Source organism: Sphingomonas bacterium (assembly GCF_903642285.1).
Lineage (GTDB): Bacteria > Pseudomonadota > Alphaproteobacteria > Sphingomonadales > Sphingomonadaceae > Sphingomonas.
Window position 1 is genome coordinate 16423 of the sequence record NZ_CAHJWJ010000008.1, and the last position, 16182, is coordinate 32604.

General features: G+C 64.3%; 13 protein-coding genes and 1 tRNA gene. 8 read left to right on the top strand and 6 right to left on the bottom strand.

Annotation, left to right across the window (positions count from 1 at the left end):
* Positions 1 to 13 precede the first annotated feature (13 nt).
* A complete protein-coding gene (locus HUU99_RS05780) occupies positions 14 to 1297 on the bottom strand; it encodes an MFS transporter (RefSeq protein WP_174285634.1) in 1284 nt (427 codons plus the stop codon).
* Entirely contained in the window at positions 1294 to 1617 is a 324-nt protein-coding gene (locus tag HUU99_RS05785) for an antibiotic biosynthesis monooxygenase family protein (protein ID WP_174285635.1), read from the bottom strand. Before HUU99_RS05785 ends, HUU99_RS05780 begins: the two co-directional genes overlap by 4 nt.
* A 154-nt stretch (positions 1618 to 1771) precedes the next feature.
* Here HUU99_RS05785 and HUU99_RS05790 point away from each other — a divergent pair, with 154 nt between their 5' ends.
* Together HUU99_RS05790 and rpoZ are read left to right on the top strand one after the other, a co-directional pair.
* A complete protein-coding gene (locus HUU99_RS05790; RefSeq protein WP_174285636.1) occupies positions 1772 to 2386 on the top strand; it encodes a class I SAM-dependent methyltransferase in 615 nt (204 codons plus the stop codon).
* A gap of 156 nt (positions 2387 to 2542) precedes the next feature.
* Positions 2543 to 2887, top strand: coding sequence for a DNA-directed RNA polymerase subunit omega (gene rpoZ, locus HUU99_RS05795; RefSeq protein ID WP_174285637.1), 345 nt, complete (start codon positions 2543 to 2545; stop codon positions 2885 to 2887).
* Between the two features lie 28 nt (positions 2888 to 2915).
* Here rpoZ and HUU99_RS05800 read toward each other — a convergent pair whose 3' ends face one another.
* The 3 genes from HUU99_RS05800 to HUU99_RS05810 are packed head-to-tail and all read right to left on the bottom strand — an operon-like array spanning position 2916 to position 8464.
* On the bottom strand, positions 2916 to 6263 hold the full coding sequence (locus tag HUU99_RS05800) for an error-prone DNA polymerase (protein WP_174285638.1): 3348 nt from the start codon (positions 6261 to 6263) through the stop codon (positions 2916 to 2918).
* Positions 6264 to 6312: 49 nt separating this feature from the next.
* Positions 6313 to 7878: a Y-family DNA polymerase gene (locus HUU99_RS05805; RefSeq protein ID WP_174285639.1), complete on the bottom strand. Its 1566-nt coding sequence runs from the start codon at positions 7876 to 7878 to the stop codon at positions 6313 to 6315.
* Positions 7772 to 8464 carry a hypothetical protein gene (locus HUU99_RS05810; protein ID WP_368039925.1) on the bottom strand — a complete coding sequence of 231 codons (693 nt, stop codon included), beginning with the start codon at positions 8462 to 8464 and terminating at the stop codon, positions 7772 to 7774. Before HUU99_RS05810 ends, HUU99_RS05805 begins: the two co-directional genes overlap by 107 nt.
* 232 nt (positions 8465 to 8696) lie before the next feature.
* On the opposite strand from HUU99_RS05810, the gene HUU99_RS05815 reads away from it, so the two are divergent.
* A tRNA-Gly gene (locus tag HUU99_RS05815) sits at positions 8697 to 8771 on the top strand.
* Between the two features lie 490 nt (positions 8772 to 9261).
* Here HUU99_RS05815 and HUU99_RS05820 read toward each other — a convergent pair.
* Positions 9262 to 9717: a hypothetical protein gene (locus tag HUU99_RS05820; RefSeq protein WP_174285641.1), complete on the bottom strand. Its 456-nt coding sequence runs from the start codon at positions 9715 to 9717 to the stop codon at positions 9262 to 9264.
* Between the two features lie 655 nt (positions 9718 to 10372).
* Between HUU99_RS05820 and HUU99_RS05825 the strand changes: the two genes are divergently transcribed.
* From HUU99_RS05825 to HUU99_RS05840, 5 genes are all read left to right on the top strand, one after another.
* On the top strand, positions 10373 to 12313 hold the full coding sequence (locus HUU99_RS05825; protein ID WP_174285642.1) for an ATP-binding protein: 1941 nt from the start codon (positions 10373 to 10375) through the stop codon (positions 12311 to 12313).
* A gap of 171 nt (positions 12314 to 12484) precedes the next feature.
* On the top strand, positions 12485 to 13246 hold the full coding sequence (locus HUU99_RS05830; RefSeq protein ID WP_174285643.1) for an HAD family hydrolase: 762 nt from the start codon (positions 12485 to 12487) through the stop codon (positions 13244 to 13246).
* A complete protein-coding gene (locus tag HUU99_RS15870; RefSeq protein WP_375380070.1) occupies positions 13243 to 13980 on the top strand; it encodes a hypothetical protein in 738 nt (245 codons plus the stop codon). Before HUU99_RS05830 ends, HUU99_RS15870 begins: the two co-directional genes overlap by 4 nt.
* Entirely contained in the window at positions 13977 to 14516 is a 540-nt protein-coding gene (locus tag HUU99_RS15510) for a hypothetical protein (protein ID WP_254602950.1), read from the top strand. The genes HUU99_RS15870 and HUU99_RS15510 overlap by 4 nt, the downstream gene beginning before the upstream one ends.
* Positions 14485 to 15753 carry a type IV secretion system DNA-binding domain-containing protein gene (locus tag HUU99_RS05840; protein WP_254602951.1) on the top strand — a complete coding sequence of 423 codons (1269 nt, stop codon included), beginning with the start codon at positions 14485 to 14487 and terminating at the stop codon, positions 15751 to 15753. Before HUU99_RS15510 ends, HUU99_RS05840 begins: the two co-directional genes overlap by 32 nt.
* The last annotated feature ends 429 nt before the right edge of the window (positions 15754 to 16182 follow it).

The window sequence follows — 16182 nt, forward strand, 5'->3', positions numbered from 1 at the left end:
GCACGGGGAGGATTTATTCGCGCAACGCCGCCCAGGCGTAGACGATCATCACCGCGCAGGCCGCCCCCGCGGCCAGGTACGGCAGCGAATGCTGGAGTTCGTACAGGCCCACGCCGATCGACGGGCCGAGCACAAAGCTCGCGCCGTTGACGCTCGTCACCTTGCCCGCGACCGAGCCCTGCGCGTCCGCCCCGACCGCGAGCGAAGCCCCCGCGGTGAAGCCTGGCCGGGTGAAGCCGAACCCGAGGCTCGCCAACGCATAGGCGGTCGCGATGGTGTAGAGCGAGGTGCCGAGCCCGGTCAGCGCGGTACCAGCCGCCGCCAGTATCAGCCCGACCAGCACCAGCGCCCGCGGCGCGAGGTTCAGCCGGGGGATCACCCCCCATTGTGCCAACAGCGCCGCGCCCGCCCCCATCATCAGCACGATCCCGGTCGGCTCCAGCGCCTTGTCGGGGGCGACGTGCAGCCGGTCGATGACCAGGAACCCGATCGCCTGGCTCGTCATCGCCTGCGCGTGCCCCATCACCAGGCCCGCGATCATCCAGGCGCGGATGCGCGGGTCGGTATAGGCCACCTGCTCGCCGACCGGCGCAGTCGCGGCGGTGACGCTGGCGCCGGTGGGCGCACCGCCGATCGAGGGATAGGCGCTCGTCGCGCCGTACGTCGGGCTGGTCCGGCTGGCGTGGTCGTCGGGCAGCATCCGCCGGACGGTCACCCATACGCCGACCCCGAACAGCGCGAAGACGAAAGCCGGCCCCGCCAGCCCGACGGTGACGAAGCCGATCTTGCCGAGCAGCAGATAGGGCGCGAGCGCAGGGCCGAGAATCGTGCCGAGCCCGAAGGCCGAGGCGAGCAGCGTCAGCGCCTTGGTCCGTTCGTCGCGCGTCGTCTCCCCGGCGACGATCGCCTGCACCGCGGGCGGCGCCGCCGATCCGAACGTGCCGTAGATCAGCCGTCCGCCTATGAAGAGGACGAACGCCAGCGTTCCGCCGATCCAGTGATTGATCCCCGCTGCCAGGAACAGGCCGCACAAGGTCAGCGACACGGAAAAACCGCCGACCCCGAGCAGGATCATCGCGCGTTTGCCGTGATGGTCCGACCGATCCGCCCAGAACGGCGCGGCGACGACCCATAACAGCGCCGATACCGAAAACGCGGCTGCGACCGCGCTGTCCTTCACGCCAAGCGACCGACCGAGCGCGGGCAGCACCGATTGCAGCGCGGTATTCCCCGCAGCGATCGTCAGCATCACCAGGAACATCAGCGTGAAGCGGCGATCGACCGAAGATGCCGTCATTCGCCGGACCAGTCATAATCGCGTTCGACGCGTGCGACGGTGACCGAATAATCCGAATACCAGCGCGCACGACCTTCGTCGCGCGTCGCGCGATGACAGGGATGGTCGCGCCACGCGATCGCGGCGGCATCGTCGATCCAATAGCTGACCGTGATCCCGCGTCCGTCCGGGTCGCGAACGCTGTCGATGCCGCAGTAGCCGGGTTGCGCGGCGGCCAGCACATCCATCGCTTCGGCTGCCGCGGCATAGCCGGCGTCGTCGGTCCGGTTGCGGGTCGAGGCAAAGATGACGGCGATCCGGCCGGTGCGATGGTGGCGCATCCGCAACCGGTTAGGCGCTTGCGCTCGACACGCCAAGTCGCACGAAAACCATGGGCAGCAACCCGAACCCTTGAACATCGTTCTGGAAACGTGCGACGGAACGGGGCTATCGTTTCGGCCACGCTTATTCTCCGTCATGATCGTCAGGAATTCGATGCCAAGCTCGACCACCGCCGCCAGGCGATCGCGTTCACGCCCGGCGGGGGTGTCGTCCCCCTGGCAGATGTTCCTGAAGGGGTTCGTCAAGCATCCGGTAATGGTGGGGTCGATCGTTCCGTCGTCGGATCGGCTGATCCGCAAGATGCTGGCACCGGTCGACTGGGAAAACTGCAAGCTGTTCGTCGAATATGGCCCTGGTGTCGGTACCTTTTGCCGCCCGATCCTGGAGCGGATGGCCCCCGACGCCATGCTGGTCGCGATCGACACCAATCCCGATTTCATCCGCTATCTGCGCCACACCATCACCGATCCGCGCTTTGCCGCGGTGTCCGGATCGGCGGCGGACGTGGCCGCGATCGTCGCGGATCACGGGTTCGCGGCGGCGGACTATGTGCTCTCGGGCCTGCCTTTCTCGACGCTCCCCCCCGGCGTCGGCCCCGCGATCGCCGCCGCGACGCACGAAGTGCTGCGGCCCGGTGGCGCGTTCCTGGTCTATCAATTCTCGCCCAAGGTGAAGGATTTCCTGACCCCGCATTTCACGTCGATCGATCATGATATGGAATGGTGGAACGTACCTCCGGCACAGCTTTACTGGGGGTGGAGGGACTGAGCGCAGGTACGTCGGCGTCCGGCTAGACGGCGCGCGATCGGCGCGCCGACACCTCGTAGAGCGGCAGGCGCGGCCGGCCTTTCTTGACTCACGCGACCCGCTCGCATAGGCGAGATCGCTTATCCGCATAAAGCTGATCCCTGAGGAAGCGTACATATGGCACGCGTGACCGTCGAAGATTGCGTCGACAAGATCCCCAACCGTTTCGACCTGGTCTTGCTGGCCGCTCAGCGTGCGCGCCAGATTTCGGGTGGTGCCGATCTCACGATCGACCGTGATCGCGACAAGAACCCCGTCGTCGCGCTGCGCGAGATCGCCGAGCAGACGGTGCGACCCGATCACCTCGAGGAATCGGTCGTATCCGGTCTGCAGCGCGTGCAGATCGACGACGAGGACGAGGCCGATGCGATCGGCAGTCTGGCCGCCTCCGCCGAGGCGCTCCGTCTCACCGCCGCCGCGCCGCCGCGCAACCAGAATCTGGGCGGCGATTACGACGGCTGATCGGTTCGCTTCGAGCGAAGCATAGCAATCAGTGAAAATCGCGCGATTTCGGTAATAGCCGTACGTCGCGCGGGTGGTGCGGCCGCGGATCGCGGCTGCGGGTATGGACGGGGCGCACCACCTCGTCGGGCGGCATCGGCGCGGGGTCGACCCTATGGTCGCTCGACAACCGCGCGAGATCGGCGGTGCGGTCCTGGACGCGCACCGTCATCAGATGCGTCACCCCTTCCTCGCTGCGCTGGATCGTGCCCTCCAGCACCATCAGCCGCGACGCCATCACCGCACGCCGGTTCGCCTCGAAATCGCGTGCCCATAACAGACCGTTGGTAATCCCGGTCTCGTCCTCGATCGTCACGAAGATCGCATTGCCCTTGCCCGGGCGCTGACGGACCAGGACGATGCCGGCGACCTTCGCACGGCGACCGTCCTTCGTCTTCGCCGCCTGCGCCGAGGACAGCACGCCTTCGGCGGCGAAGATCGGCCGAAGGAAGGTCATCGGATGCTCCTTCAGCGACAGCCGCGTCATCTGGTAATCCGCCGCGACCTGTTCGCTCAGCGGCATGTCGGGCAGGCGGGCATCGGGTTCGACGCCGAGTTCGGGCACAGCGGCGGCGGCGAACAGCGGTAGCTGGACAGGCGGGGTCCGCCGCACGTCCCAGGCCGCGGCGCGGCGGTCCTGCCCGATCGATCCGAACGCGTCAGCATCCGCAAGCAAGGTCAGCGCACGCTGGGGGAGGCCGGCGCGACGGGCGAGGTCTTCGATCGAGACGAAGATCCCGGCGGTGCGGGCGATCGCGAGAGTATCGGCCCAGTCCTTGCGGAACCCGTCGATCTGGCGAAAGCCCAGGCGCACCGCCGATCCACCGGCCTCCAACCCATTGTCCCATGCGCTCTCATTCACATCGATCGGTAGCATATCTACATCATGGGCACGCGCATCCGCGACGATCTGCGCCGGCGCGTAGAACCCCATCGGCTGCGCGTTCAACAATGCTGCGCAAAAAGGCGCGGGATGCGCGCATTTGAGCCACGACGAGACATAGACCAACCGCGCGAACGACAGCGCATGGCTTTCGGGGAAACCATAGCTGCCGAACCCTTCGATCTGCTTGAAACACCGTTCGGCGAATTCGCGTTCGTAGCCGCGGCCGATCATGCCCTCGACCATCTTGACCTGGAAATTCTCCATCTTGCCGACGTTGCGGAACGTCGCCATCGCGCGCCGCAGTCGGTTGGCATCGTCGGGTGTAAAACCCGCCGCCACGATCGCGAGCTTCATCGCCTGTTCCTGAAACAGCGGCACACCGAGCGTCTTTTTAAGCACGCCGCGCAGTTCGTCCGGATCGTGCGGCGCGGCCGGGGACGGATAGTCGGGTATCTCCTTCTCTGCGCGCCGCCGCAGATAGGGATGCACCATATCGCCTTCGATCGGCCCCGGCCGGACGATCGCGACCTGGATGACGAGATCGTAGAGTTCGATCGGCCTGAGGCGTGGCAGCATGTTGATCTGCGCGCGGCTTTCGACCTGGAACACGCCGATACTGTCGCCTCGGCAGAGCATCTCGTAGACTTTCGGGTCCTCGTGCGGAATGCGATCCAGATCGTGATCGCCCAGGCCGTGCAGCCGTAACAGGTCGAAGCTTTTACGGATGCACGTCAGCATGCCGAGTGCCAGGATATCGACCTTCATCAGGCCGAGCGCGTCGATATCGTCCTTGTCCCATTCGATGAAGGTGCGCTCGTCCATCGCGCCGTTGTGAATCGGCACCGTCTCGTCGAGCCGCCCCTCGGTCAGCACGAATCCGCCGACATGCTGCGACAGATGACGCGGAAATTCGAGCAAACGGTCGACCATCATGCGCAGCCGCGCGATATCGGAATTTTCGGGGTCGAACCCGGTCTCGCGGAATCGTTTCTCCTCGAACCGGTTGGCGAAGCTGCCCCAGACCGTGCTGGTCAGCGCGCTCGTCACATCCTCGGTCAGTCCCAGTGCCTTGCCGACCTCGCGCACCGTCGATCTGGGGCGGTAGTGGATGACCGTCGCCGCGATCGCCGCACGGTCGCGGCCATAACGACGATAGATATACTGCATCACCTCCTCGCGCCGTTCATGCTCGAAATCGACATCGATATCGGGCGGCTCGTCGCGTTCGGCGGATACGAAGCGGGAAAATAGCAGATCGTGCTTCATCGGATCGACCGAGGTGATGCCGAGCAGCCAGCATACCGCCGAATTCGCCGCCGATCCGCGCCCCTGGCACAGGATCGGCGGGACTTGTTCGCGCGCGAATTTCACGATGTCGTGCACGGTAAGGAAATAATAGGCATAGTTACGTGCGCGGATCAGCGGCAGCTCCTCGTCCAGCAGCCCCTGCAATTTGGCGGGAATACCGCTTGGAAAGCGCGTCCGCGCCGCTTCCATCGCCAGATGCTCCAGCCAGTCCTGCGGGTCCCAACCCTCAGGCACCGGCTCGTGCGGATATTCATAGGACAGATCGTCGAGGGTGAAGGCGATGCGAGCGAGCAACGCCAGGCTTTCCGCCACCGCCTGCGGCCGGTCGCGGAACAGCCGCGCCATCTCGACCGCGTCCTTCAAGTGCCGCTCGCCATTCGCCGCGAGCCGGAGCCCCGCCTGCTGGATGGGAACCCCGTGACGAATGCAGCTAACGATATCGTGGAGCGGCCCGTCGCCCGCCTCGGCGTAAAGCGCGTCGCAGGTCGCGAGCACGGGAACCCCAGCGGCATCGGCAATCTGTCCGAGCGTAGCCAACCGCCGGCGGTCGCGCCCGCCGCGCGGCATCGTCACTCCTAGCCACACACGGCGCGGCGCGGCGCGGGCCAGCAATGCCAATGTTTCCGCCAGCAGCGCTTCCCCGATGCGCGGCGGCGGATCGGCATCGCCGGTGCCGCCACGTACGACCGGCAGGGGGTCGGCCGCATCCTCCATGCTGGTGTCGGGCAGGACGATCAGCAACAGGTCCTCGGCATGCGTCAGCAGATCGTCGATCCCGAGGATGCACCCACCCTTCACCGCGCGCCGGTTGCCGATCGTCAGCAGCCGCGTCAGCCGCCCCCAGCCGAACCGGGTCGTGGGATAGGCGACGATATCGGGGGTCCCGTCGCCGAGGACCAGCCGCGCGCCGACCACCAGCCGAAAATCGATCGGCGGCAACCCCGCGCTTCGCGCCTGTGCCACCGCATCGCGAAGCGCGACATGCGCGCGCACGACGCCTGCCACGCTGTTGCGATCCACGATGCCGATCGCTTTCAGCCCCAGCGCCAGTGCCTGGCCGACCATGTCCGACGGATGCGACGCGCCGCGCAGGAAGGAATAGTTCGTCGCCGCGACCAGTTCGGCGAAAGCCGGATCGGTCATTCGACCACAGGGCGAAAGCGCGTCGACGCCTTCGGCGAGCGAAAGCGCGTCATGCAAACAACCCGTGCACATACCAGCGCGGCGTCTCCGTCTCGCTGTACAGGCCATGACGGAAGATCCAGAAGCGCCGCCCGCGCCGGTCTTCGACTCGGTAATAATCGCGCGTCGGCACCGCCTTATCGTGCCGTCGCCACCATTCGCCCGCGATCCGTTCGGGACCTTCGGCGCGTGACACTTCGTGCAGATTGCGCCGCCAGCGGAATCGCTTTGGCGGGCCGTCGGGCACTTCGCCCATCAGCAGGTCGATCGGCTGGGGCGGGTCGAACAGGTAGATCGGGCGAAGCGGCGGTTCGCCGGGTTCGAGCGCGGGCCAGTCGGTGGCAGCGGCGGGCGCGTCGGTCGCGGGCAGCAGCAGCTCGGCCTGTTCGGGGATATGGCTCTCGCGCGGCGCGAAGCGCCGGATCGCGCCGCGGCCCAACCGCGTGGACAACCGGTCGATCAATGCTGCGACCGCATCCTCGCCGGTCGCCTGATGATGGCCGCCCTCCAGCTTCAACTGGCTGGCATCCAGCCCTTCGGCCAGCGCGACGTCGAGCCGGATCAGGTCGTAGCCGAACCCCGGGTCGAGCGGGTCCGCCAGCCCGTCGATCCGTTCGCGGAACAACCGCATCAGCAGCGCCACGTCGCGCGTCGGTCGCCCCGTCTCGATCCGCAGCCGTCGTACCTGCCCGTCGGCGCGGAACAGCCGCGCCTCCCACCGGCGACCGCCCTGATGACGCTGCTCCAGCGCTTCCCCGGCCTCCGCGATCAGCGCAGCGATCGTCGCCAGCACCATATCGGTCCGCGCGATCGGTTCGGCGAAGCGACGTTCCGCGGCGATCGGTACGATGGTTCGCCTGGCCATGACGGGTGTGCGCGCCTCGCCCGACAGCCGCCGGATCGCGGTCGCCGCCTCTTCGCCGAACCGTGCGGCGATGGTCGCCAGCGGCCGCGTCATCACGTCGCCCACCGTCTTCAGCCCGGCCCGCGACAGCGCGGTCGTCGAATCCTCGTCGAGCCCGAGCGCCGCCACGGGCAGGCGGCGCACCGCGCGCTTCTCGTCGGGGGCGGGGGCACCGGCGAAGCGCGCCAGCGCCTGCGCCGCCTCGGGCGTATCGCCGAACGCATGCCGGACCAGCACCCCGCGCCTTGCGAGCCGCGTCTCGACATCCGCCGCCAGCCAGCGTTCGTTGCCGTCGAACGCGTGCACGCACCCGGCGATGTCGAGCAGCAGCGCATCGGGCGGCACCACCGCGACGATCGGCGTGTAACGCTGGCACCCGTCGGCCAGCCGTTCGATCCAGTCGAGATCGGCATGCGCGTCATGTTCGAACACTTCCAGCGTCGGCACGCGGGCGCGCGCATCCGCCAGCGTCAGTCCGGGGCCAAGCCCCGCCTGCGTCGCCACAAGGTCGACCGCGACCAGCCGCACCGCATTGCCGCGCGTTTCGACGAACGCGACCGGCACTTCATCCCGTCCGGCGAACAAATGCGGGCGAGTCGAGCGCAGACGTTCGATCGGCAACCAGGGGAAGATCAGCGCCAGGTAACGGCGCGTTTCGGAAACATGTCGCATCTCGGTCCCATTCCACACGCCATTGTCGCCCCGCCGGTCCCCCGCGACGGCGCAGGCATTCGACCGCGAAGGCGGGGACGCCGGGTGCATCGGCATCAAGCGCGGTCGACGGTGCCGCCGCCACCGACCAGCGCGTCGCCGTCGCGCTCGGTCGCGGTTCGGCACCGATACGGACCATCAGCACGGTCGCGCCCGACGCCTCCGCCGCGAGCATCAGACGCCTGGTCGCGGTAAGATCGATACCGGGCGCAGGGCCCCAGGCCTCGACGATCAGCGTGCCGAGCCCCGGACAGCGCGCCGCATCCGCCGCCGCACGGAGCAGCGCCGCCTCGTCCGCGACGACGCCGAGCACCACCGCGCGCGAGTCCAGTCCGAGCTCACCAAGTCCCCCCGCCCGCAACCGGCCGCCGCGGCGTTCGGCGGTCATCGTACGCAACCACAGCACCGGCAGCGCCTTGCCAGCGATCGCCACTGCGACCGCGAATCCTGCGGCCGCTGCAGCTTCATCGGCATCGATCGCGAACAGTTCGTGCAATTGTGCGCGGCCCAACCCGTCCGTCAGCCATGCGGCCTCGTCGACGATCATCGCCGTCGAAAGCCTGGCTGACGAAAGCGTGGCCGTGACGGCTAGGCTCCGCAATCGGGCGATCGGGGTTGGCGACTCGGACATCTATGTTCTTGTAATGTTCTAAGTCCGAGGCCGCTACCATGAATCGTTCGTGTCGATCGGTCGATCCCGACGGGGCTTGCGAACCCCCCGAGCCGCTGCTAGTGGCCGCGGCTCACCCGCCCGGACCCGTCCGGGCCACGGCGCCAGAGCGGGCGTAGCTCAGGGGTAGAGCACAACCTTGCCAAGGTTGGGGTCGAGGGTTCGAATCCCTTCGCCCGCTCCAGTTTTCAATTTCAAATCCGATATTTACCACGCGTTCGAAAGGACGCTCTCCTCACAAGTTGTGGCTGGACACCCTAGCCACCACGAAACGCAAATGAGTGCCCTCCTTTCCACGCCTGATTGGAGCGACTTGCGGGCAAGCTATGGTGCTGCCGGTAGGCTGAGGGATCGTCCGCCAGGGAATTGCGTACGTCAGTAAGCCACGGGTCACCTCGGGAGAAATCAGATGCGTGCGATCGTGGGGCCTGCAATAAGTTAGAGAAAGATCGAACAGATTAAACGATTTCCGCTACCTGTACGCATAGTGTCGGGCGAACGGATATCAGCGGTGCCACATCACATGACGACGAGCACCTCCCCACCAGCGATAACCCGCTCAGTGGGTGAGCGCTAAACCGCGATCTCCGGTGGAACGGGTGGGCCCGCTCAATGTGCTCAGGCCAAGGCTCGTCTTACATCCCTTGGCGGGCCGGCGGGACCAGCCAAAAACGTCATGTGTCGCTTGCTGAATAGGCTTTCAGCAGATCGCAGGTTTGCTCAAACGTGTGCCGGAAAGGGGGTAGCGCATGGGGCACGGTCTGCCAGTCACGATTGGAGCAGTCTTTAGAAGCACAACGTATCCGAATGGAGTCGACAACAATCGCGTGCCTATCCTCGGCATCTTTGCCCCGTGCCAATCTCACGAGCGCCACCTCGTGGCAGGTTTTGTTGCGCAAACATATGCGATTGTTTTTCGTGCGGGCTTTCACCTCGATTGTCCGTGATCCCATTTGAAGATCAAAAAGGTCTTCGGTTTGGCTGACTATCGGCACTCCGAGGACGCTAGAGGCTATAAGCTCCCCGAGTGCCCCGATCGCCGGTGTGGGAGTGTCGTTGACCTTCCCGTCACGCCAATCCTCAAGCTTCGCGAAGCCAGCCGCAAGCAGCGTATGAGGAGTCTGAGACATCGCATCCTTCCCCAAAAGGAAATTGACTGCTGATACTAGCTTCGTGGATCTGATCGAAACGTTAATAAATTAGAGCCCCCGCTCGGCAACGTGTCCGGACGAATCGGAGTGCCTGCTCCACCTGGCCGGCCGTGAAGAATTGCAACTACGCAAAAAAACGTTGCGATACCCTTACGACTGATCGGCCTCGCCAGCAGGTAGCCGCCGTGACGAGATGAACAAGCAACCCGAGTTAGGGAACGAAAAGGGCGACCCGAACGGCCTGAAAAGATCCTTGGTAAGGCTGAGGTCAAGGGTTCGATCCCCTTCGGCAGCACCATTCGCACCAGCGGAAATCTGCGAAAAAGATCCCCTTCGGGGGCGCCACAGCTGGATACGAATGAACATGCAGCATCTCTCGTCTCCAATTCGTATCCACCTGAAAGCGTAGTGTCGGTTAGTTTCGGCCAATGTGGAGGGAGTCTTGTCGGGCCTACATCTCGTCGATGATGGCGCGGTGGGGCTTATGAACGGTGGGTGGGCGCGCCGGGAGCGGAGCGTCCATTGTGCGGAAGAGCGCTTTCTTCTGGCTACATGATCATCTGCTCCAGTAAGCACGCCGTAGGAGAACGGATCGATTGTGACTGCGGAAACCGACACCCTCGTAAAACCTGACATGAAGGCTGTGCTGGAGCGCACCCATGTCAGCAAGGATCTCCAAGGCTTCCTGCTTCCGACGCTTGAGGCGGTGTCGAACGCCATGCACGGGATCGAGACACGCTTCGGCGAGGAAGCTCGAAAGCACGGGACGATCGAGATCGCCATATCGGGTATCAACGATCCAAGGCACCTCATGATCTCCATCACCGACAACGGCATCGGCCTCGATGATAGCAATTACACGTCTTTCAAGACGCCGTTCTCGGGTCACAAGCTTCGCCAGAACGGCCGTGGCTTTGGCCGCTTCATCGCCTTCAAAGTCTTCAATCGCATCCTCTACTCAAGCCGCTTTGAAGCGCTGCCGGCGCCGGATAAGCGCACCTTCCGGTTCGATATTCACCAGAAAAACGAGCTGATCTACCATGATGGCGAACCGGACTTCGCCCATCTCGGCCTCCGCGTCGACTACGACGAGCCCCGCCCGGAATGGCAAGAACTGATCGCGACCCTCGACCAGAGCGACATTGCTGATCACATCGGCAGCCACTTCCTGCCGCACTTCCTTTACCGCTGGCTCCCTGAGATCACCATCCGGTTCGATGATGCCGAGCCGAGCAGCATCACAGCGCATTTCAAGAACGTGTTCGTGCAGTCAGACGCTGGATCGTTCGACGTCCAGATCGACGGCAAGGTGGAGCGCATCGATTATTCGCTGACCAAGGTGCCCCGAACCCGGTCGTTCAAGAATCACAGCCTGCTGTTCGCCGCTGGCGATCGTATCGTCGGCAACCCGCGCGACCTCACGAACCTGCTCGGCCAGCCGGCTTTCTATGACGACAACGACCAGGCCTACATCGTGATCGCGGTCGTTCGATCGAGCGCTTTCGAGACCCGGCTCAATGACGCACGGACCGGCATCAACATTACCCCTACGGCGGTTGAGGAGATCGTTGGCGCGATCGGCGATATCATTCAGAAGACCGAGAACACCCAAATTGCTAAGATCAAGGCGACGCAATCGCGCGATCTGGAAGGCGCGCTTCAGGAGAATCCGATCTTACGCATCGGCCTCAAGGGCCAGTCCATCTCGTCCTACGTGGCAGGGAAGCCTAACAACTGGAAGGCCCAGGACTTCGTCTCAAACCTCGCTATCGAGCGCTATCGGGTCTCGCGCGACCTATCCAAGGCGATCACGAGCGCGGCCAACAATCCTGATGATTATATGGCCAATATCAAGGACATCGTCGACAAGATCGATGCATCCAATAAAGAAGCGCTCGCAGAATATGTCGTGCATCGCAAAAAGGTGATCGAACTGATCGAAGCCGCTCGCAAATATGGCACCACCGGTGCGCACGCGCCCGAGGACACGATCCACGACCTCGTCTTCCATCGGTTCTCTGACAGCGTTGATACCGACTATTTCGAGCACAACCTTTGGCTGATCGACGATGCCCTTGCGTTCCTCCCATACATCTCGAGCGACCGGGCGATGCACGGCAAGGGTCGCAAGAAGGGAGACAAGATCGCTGATCTCGCCTTCTTCGACGATAGCCTTGTCCTCGGAGACAACGACGGAACCACGATCACGATCGTCGAGTTCAAGCGGCCGAGCCGCGACGATTATCGGTTTGGCGACGTGAAGCACGATCCGGTCATGCAGGTTATTGAGACCCTTAAAGGCGCCACCGCGGCGGGTGGCATCGCAAAGACGGATGGTTCGCACTTCGCCTTTCGGGGCGTCGTTCGTCGCTTTGGCTACATCGTCGCAGACCTAAAGCCATCGCTTGAGACCGTTCTGCGGAACCACGATTTCAAGAACGATTGGAATCCAGACATCTACGTCCGTTACCGCGACAACGAACAGATCTTCATCCAGGCAATGGGGTACGACACGCTTATCGCGCACGCTAAAAAGCGCAATCAGGCGTTTTTCAGCGTCCTATTTGGCGAGTAGCGCGCTTTGGAACGTAGTCGCTCTCAACCGCGGCAGGCATGTTCTCGTCGCACCCCATCACAGGAGCCAGCGGTCGATCTGGTTGTCGAGCCGACCCCGCTCGCCTAGGTTGACACCGCAAACAGGCGCGGACGGACCATCTCTCCCTGCCTTGCGGGAAAGTTGGGATTTTTGAAGAAACGCGTACTCGTCACCGACGTCGACAACACCCTGCTGGATTGGCAGGAGCTCTGGTATCAGACCTTTTCGGCAATGATCGGCAAGGTTCTCGAGATTTCTGGCGTTGATCCCGAGGAGTTCTACGTCCAGTGCAGCGTGATCCACCAAAAATACGGCACGAGCGAATATTCGCGCCTTCTCGAGGAACTGCCGTGTCTTCGCGCGCTCTATGGTGATGATACCGTCGCCATCATGGCGCCGGCAATCGACGCATTCCGCGAGGCCCGCCGCAGCGCCTTGCGGCTCTACCCGACTGTGGAGCAGACGTTGAAGTCGCTTAAAGCGGCCGGCGTTCTTATCGCCGCTTTTACCGAGTCCAAGGCATTTTACACCAACTACCGATTTCGCAAGCTCGGCCTCGACGGCCTGATCGACTACCTTTACTCACCCGAAGATCACAGCATGCCCGACGAGACGCCGGGCACCCGGTTCTATGCTCCCGAAACCTACAGCTTCAAACATACGGTCCATCATTACACCCCCGAAGGTGAGATGAAACCCAACCCCGACATCCTCATCCAGATCATCGCGGATCTCGGCGCCTCAATTCCGGAGGTGGTCTATGTCGGCGACAATATCCTCAAGGACGTCTTCATGGCCCAGCAGGCCGGTGTTACCGATGTCCACGCGCTATATGGCGCCAGTCAGCACAAACCCGAATATGAGCTGCTGCGGAACGGTTGCAGGCGCAAGACGAGCTCGGTCGCGACGTGACTGTGCAGACCGAGCGCGGTGAGCGACAGTTCGCCGAGAACGACCGAATCCTGTTCCTCAGGAATGAGCGTGAGCTCGGCGTGAAGAACGGCTCGCTCGGCACCGTCGAGAAAGCGAGCCGCGACACGCTCGCTGTCCGCCTCGATGACGGTCGCAGGGTCGAGGTCGATCTCAAGAGCTACTCAGCTGTCGATCATGGCTATGCCGCCACCGTCCACAAGACGCAGGGCATGACCGTCGACCGCACCCATGTCCTCGCCACGCCCGGGATGGACGCGCACTCCAGCTATGTCGCGCTGTCGCGGCACCGGACGGGCACTGCGCTACACTACGGCCGCGACGACTTCGCCGACGAGCAGCAGCTGCGTCGCGTGCTCGCCCGCGAGCGGCCTAAGGACATGGCGCTCGACTATGACCGCGAACCGGGAGCGCAGTCACGCGGCGACCGCGCGCCGACCAGGAGCGCGCGTGATGCCCCGGACGCGACCGCCTTGCGACAACCGGCCCAAGCAGCTGGCGCTGCCGCGACGCGCGGCGCCGCCGGGAAGGAAAGGGAAGCCGCTGCGGGTGCAGTCACTCCCGCCCCGGATCGCGCAAAGCGCCTGCGCGAGACCTTCGCGGCGCTGGCCGATGCGCCGCAGCGCTCGCCGGAGCAGACGCGGGCGGCGTTCGCGGCCGCTGCCAAGGCGTTGCCGACGCCGAGCCGCGATCGCGATTATGGCGCCGAGCTGTGAGCGGCGGTGCCACCAGCGGCGGCGGTCAGGGATCCGGTTCGGGTCCGATCGTCCATCAGATCAGCTTCCTGCTGTCGCTGGTGGCGATCGCTCTTGGCTGGCAGTTCGTGGCGCGCCTGATCCCCGCCGATGCGCGCTTCGCCTGGCGCGACCTCGTGCTAGAGCATTGGCGGCACCGAGCGGCGCTCCAGCCTTATCTCGACCAGCGCTGGCTCTGGCTCGCACTCCATCGCTACCATGTCTGGTTTGCGCTTGCCGCGCTCCCCGGCACCCTTGCGATCGGCACGGTCCAGGCGGTCGATCGCCGTACACCTTGGGCGTTGCTCGCGGCGCCGCTCGGCTGGGGCGGCGGGTGCCTGGTCGGTCTGTGGCTCTACACGAGCTTCCTGGCCGGCAGCCCGATGCTCGCCGTGCTGCTGCCGGCGATCTTCGGCTATCTGGGCGGTGCGGTCGCCCCGCGGCTCGGCGCCTGGCCGCCCAGATACACCTCTGCGCGGCACGCGGATGCGCGGAACCGCGAACCTGCTTCGCGGTAGGCTGATCACTGGCCTTACCGGGCGCGTCGCGCTTGCCGGTGTGCCGCTGACGCCCGAGGATGAAACGATGCACGTCGCCGCGATCGGCGCGACCGGCTCGGGTAAGTCGACCGCCCTCCGCGCGCTGATCGCCGACGCATCCCGCCGCGGGGACCGGCAGGTGGTCGCCGATCCCGACGGCTCGGCGCTTAGCGTCTTCCATCAGCCCGGCGACATCATCCTCAACCCCTATGACGCGCGCTGCGCGCGCTGGGATCTGCTGAGCGAGATCGAGCAGGTCGGCGACTTCGCGATGGTGGCGCAGTCGCTGCTGCCGCATCTGGGCCATGGCGATCACGACCAGTGGATCAGCTACGGCCAGCAGTTCCTCGCCAGCGCCATGGAAAGCTGGGTCGTCAATGCCATGGGCAGCTCGGCCGAGTTCGTGATGGCGCTCGGCTCGGCCAACAAGGCGCAGCTGAAGGCGCTTTGCCAGGGCACGCCGGCGGCGCGCTATTTCGAGGAGGGCGGCGAGCGCATGCTCGCCAGCATCCTCGGGACGGTCACACCCGCCGTCGCCAGCCTGCGCAGCTTCGCCGTGCAGACGGGACCGGCCTTCTCCGTCCGGCGCTGGGTGCGTAATGGTAGCGGCTCGCTGTGGATGCCCTATGCCGCGAACCAGATCGCGGCGCTGCGCGGGCTCATCTCCTGCTGGATGAATCTAGCGATCATGGAAACGCTGTCGCTAGCGCCCTCGACCGAACGCCGCATTTGGTTCCATGTCGACGAACTCGACGCGCTGGGGCGCATCGAGGGGCTCAAGGACGCACAGGCTCGACTGCGCAAGTTCGGCGGACGCGTCGCAATCGGGTTTCAGAGCTTCGCCCAGGTCAAGCAGATCTATGGCGAGGGTGCGCATACTATCATTGAGAATTGCGGAAATCTTCTGCTGCTCCGCTGCGGTCTTAGCGAAGGGGGCGGTACTGCCGAACTCGCCTCCGACCTAATCGGCAGTCGTGAAGTCGATCGTGATGACGTAAGTCAGTCACGCACGCGCGGGCGGTTCATCTCACGGTCGATGTCGATGCAAAGCAAGCGAAGCATTGAGGATGTCGCGCTCGCCAGCGAGATAATGCAGCTTCACAATCGAGAGGGCTTCGTAAAAAGAGCGACCGAGTCGGACTGGTGGCGTGTCCGCTTCCCTTACGTGAACTATCCATTACGTGTCCAAGGCTTCGAGCTCGGTCATGATAGTTGAGTTCGGTGACTGGGTCATCTCGTTCCAGGTCATTCTGCAAAAGTGTTTCTTTGATCGTTTCAACGATCCTGCCAGGGCGCCCTTACTGAGTTCGGACACGTAAGCGAGTCGCCGGATAGAGCGGGTTACGAAATGTAGCTGATCCCTGAGCACTTCGCGAGCGTCTATTTGTCGGAGAAGCGGTCTTTGACCGGGTCGGCGCGCAGTACGCGCTGCGAGCACTTCGATGTCGCAGTCAAGCTACACAACATGGCCACGTTCCAGGACGAGTGAGGTGGTGCTGGCAATCTGGACAAGAGGCGAGCTATCCCAGACGTGGGGCATGAACGGGAGTGAAGACGGCCCGGAAACGGTACAAAAACGGACCCGGCGTCAAACTGTACCAGCGGTTCACACGAAAGACTTGGCCGGTACGCGTAGGACCGCGCT